At 43.5% G+C, this 3699-nt stretch carries 3 protein-coding genes; 2 read left to right on the forward strand and 1 reads right to left on the reverse strand.

The features are described from left to right. A partial coding sequence (locus BSZ31_RS04080; protein ID WP_168426838.1) for a tyrosine-type recombinase/integrase occupies positions 1-1613 on the forward strand: 1613 nt, incomplete at its 5' end. Here BSZ31_RS04080 and BSZ31_RS04085 read toward each other — a convergent pair. Beyond that, positions 1608-2537 (reverse strand): hypothetical protein, encoded by a 930-nt coding sequence (locus BSZ31_RS04085; protein ID WP_105027664.1) that lies wholly within the window; start codon positions 2535-2537, stop codon positions 1608-1610. The genes BSZ31_RS04080 and BSZ31_RS04085 overlap by 6 nt on opposite strands. 340 nt (positions 2538-2877) lie before the next feature. Between BSZ31_RS04085 and BSZ31_RS04090 the strand changes: the two genes are divergently transcribed. Continuing rightward, positions 2878-3699: DUF4007 family protein (locus tag BSZ31_RS04090; RefSeq protein ID WP_105027665.1), on the forward strand; the 822-nt coding region annotated here is incomplete at its 3' end.

Below are 3699 nucleotides of genomic sequence, written 5' to 3' on the forward strand. Positions count from 1 at the left end.
GATCGATTCAAAACTTTGACGCCACAGATGCACAGATCTGTGTTGACGAATTCGAAAATTGGGCTGAAGGTAAAAGAGACAGAAGAATTCATCATGCGGCGCTTAGACGATTCTTCACTTTTTTGGGCGAACAATATTCGGAAGATTTTTTTGAAGTGAATATTAAATATGTAAGTTCTAAAAAAACAGTCGCGCCATGTTGGACAACACGCATTCAATACAATTCTTTAGTGAGGCAGTTGAATAAGAAATATTCATATACACCCGATGGAATATGGCTATCACTTCTTGGAATTTTTCTTTACAGATTCGGCTTGCGAATAAACGAGGCACTAGGCCTTGAGTTCAGAGATCTGATAAGACTCGACACAGCCCTTCTGGGAATTGTAGTTAGACGCAATAAGAAACGAGACATCAAATTCGACAAATCGCCACGCTACGTTTTTCTTGAAGATACTAACAATCTATCGAAACATGAAAAAGCGGTGATCTCGATTTATATCAAACAGATTCTTTCTGACTCTGTTGAACAGAATCCTAAGCAAGAGATCTTCGGGCTTGGCAAGAAGAACCATCGGCAACTCAACGGTAAATTCGTCAAGGAACTACGGGCATTCACTGGTAATCCAATGGCTACTTCACACAGTTTGAGAAAAGGTTTTGCGCAAATACATCTTGCACCCCGCGTTGGTTTGAACAAGGAATTCAGAAAAAATGTTGGTTTAACAACCGAGACTCTGGCACCTAGTTCACGAGCGTTTTCGGTTTTACAGGCACAACTTGGGCACAGTCAATTCGAAACAACCGTTCAACATTACATCCACATTTTTGATGAAATAACCAAAAATGTTAGCAAAGGTCGTCGTCGTGGCTCAGGTGCGACCACAGAGGTATCTGCACACTTGGTGGAGCTTTCAGAACTTTTCCATACTGAGCAAAGCGAAAAGATTATTCAAATAAGCCAAGATGAAATCACAGAGAAACTACTCTCGCCTGCAGAAATTGGAAAGGTGAAAGCATTGCTTACTTCAGAGGAATTGACGCTTTTACCCTATGAAGTATTAAACGTCAGTAGCTTGCTAAGCTCAATGATTGGATTTCATCCGTCAAGCTTGAAAATCGAATTGCAAGGTCAACAAATTAAATTTGAAAAATCATTGCTAAGAAAAACAAGCTTTAGAGATTCAGAGCAATTTCGCAAACTTCTTCATACCGTCTATAAGCAGAAGTCCGAAATTCGACCAGTTATCAGCGGAAGTTCGCTTCAGGAAATAAACGCGATCAACGGACAATTGATTTTAAAAACCAAAAATGACTTTTTGCTGCTGCGGTCTATCCTGCCGGATTTAAGTGATTTCGAACTAGAACATCCAAATGATCTACACGCAGACCTCGTCTCTCGTTTAATCTCAGAGATAAGCTCTTGCAAAATCGAAAAAACCATTGTACCGACCGAGACTGCAATAGCTAACGAAGTCACAGATGAATTAAGAACAACCCAAAAACGAGTCCGATTAAAATGGAAATATGCTCGAAATCACATCGATACCTGGATTGTTTTTATGGCCTGTATTCTCATCTGGGGAATCGCAAAGCCACCTATTGAATCATAAAATCTCATCGGCTATGGCCCTCGAAAGATTATCGATTTTTGATTTCGTGGCGAGCAATATCTTCTCCTTCTCAGGAGCTATTAGGAGCTTTAGGAGATGGGTATCAATCGATTCGCTATGCTCAAAATTCAATTTTAGACTCACAGTCGACCCTGCTAATTGACGAATAGCAAAGTCAAAAATGGGATTGAAATTGAACACCACTTTTTTCCCGTGAGTTACAAATTCCGAGCAAATTCTCGCTTTAAAAACGCCAGACCCTTGCCACATTAAATCAGTGATGTTGAGGCTTTGAGTCAGACAATCTTGAGTAGATTGGTTTCTCGAAAATCCGGAATAATCTAAAAACTGTTCTTCATCGAAAACCGCAACCCCATGCAGACCCAAATCAAAGCTTTTGCTGAAGTATCCGTTAAAGCATTCATGCAAAGGTCCTTTGAACTTAGCAACAGGGGATTGGCCCAATGTGCGCAAGTTCAAAGAGGAGTTCATAAATTCTTGATATGCCGCCTCCTCAAATATTTGACAGCCCACCGCCAGAGCATCAGTGTAATTCGCCTCCTTTAATTGATCGAAAACTATGTCATCGGTTGAAATATAAACAACCGCGTAGACCCCAACCCAACTACTTGCAATCGAAAATGCGCAGGGAATTTGATGAGCCTTTGCAAAGCGTTCTAGTCCGTCTATGAAAGTCCTACACGCCGCCATCGCTTTATTCTTAACGAACAAATGTGGATTAACCGTGGGGTTACAGTGCGCGCTATCCGTTTGCACTACAAAACCCACTAAAAGCCGCTTCTCAAAAAAGGTTAGGTTCTGACCCTTTTTTTCTTCAAAACTTCTTTGAAATGATCGTATTAAACTTTTATGGTCATCATGACACTCTTCTGAAAAGTCTACCGATTCAGTAATTGCATTCATCTCAAACTCCCAACGAATTTCCTCTGATGCTTAATTTTTGATCAAGTCACCAAAAGCTCAAAGAAAAACAGGGGGTCTATCAGCACTACAAGAAGTTGCCTCGATAGGTGGGGCAGTCAAGCATCCTGCATATGAGAAATCAATCATAAGTGGACAAAAGCAACCACATCACTACAGCGCAGGACCGGACCTCATTTACCACCGATCTAACACTGCCTTCGCAGCTCAAACAGCGTGCATAGTGTTGCGTAACTCAACAAATGTTATTATCATCCAAGACCTCTGTTCTAAACTGGTGGACTTCACCAGTTGAGACGACCGGGAGGAGTGCAACAAGCGTATGCCAAACATAAATAGAATTTCAGGGGGCTGGCCGCCCTCCCACTTTTCGGGCCATGAAACCTTCCCTCTGCGTCAAATGTGGCTCAAAAAAGCGTTCGAGCAGACCATCGATGGTGGCGTAATCAGGAAGTCCGCCTTTACTGATGAAGCCGCAATCGCTGGCTTCGGGGTGGGTAAGAACATGGTGTCATCGATTCGTCATTGGGCACTCGCCTGTGGGATTATGGTTGAAGATGGGGACAACTTTCAAGTTGGCAGCCTCGCTACTGAAATCCTGAAAGACGGGGGGCTTGATCCATATGCCGAGAACCCCACAACTGCCTGGCTAGCACACTGGCAGCTTGCTGGTCGTTGCCATCGATCCACCACTTGGTATTGGCTGTTTAACCATGTAACTGCTCCTACATTTACTCGCCAAGAACTTGAAGAACCATTGGCTCGCTATGCACGGGAGCTTGATCCAAAGCATCGACTTTCAGCTTCCACGCTGTCCCGCGACTTGGAAACCTGCCTGCGCAGTTATTCGCCTAGATCAGCAGGAGGATCTCCGGAGGACTTTGCGGAACCTCTGCTTGGAGAACTTGGATTACTTCAAGAAGTTCACAAGGGTCAGTATGCATTCCGACGAGGTCCTAAGGCATCTCTCCATGACGGAGCATTTGCCTACGCATTGATCGATTTTTGGGATCGAACAGCCGAGGGACAAAGTTCGCTGGCATTTGAAGCAATCGCCTACGCAGAAGGTTCTCCTGGCAGGGTATTTAAATTGGATGAAGAGTCGATCGCTCAGCGTCTCATTTCCTTGGCTGGCCTCACTGAA

The organism is Limnobacter sp. SAORIC-690, assembly GCF_002954425.1.
GTDB classification, from domain to species: Bacteria; Pseudomonadota; Gammaproteobacteria; order Burkholderiales; family Burkholderiaceae_B; genus Limnobacter; species Limnobacter profundi.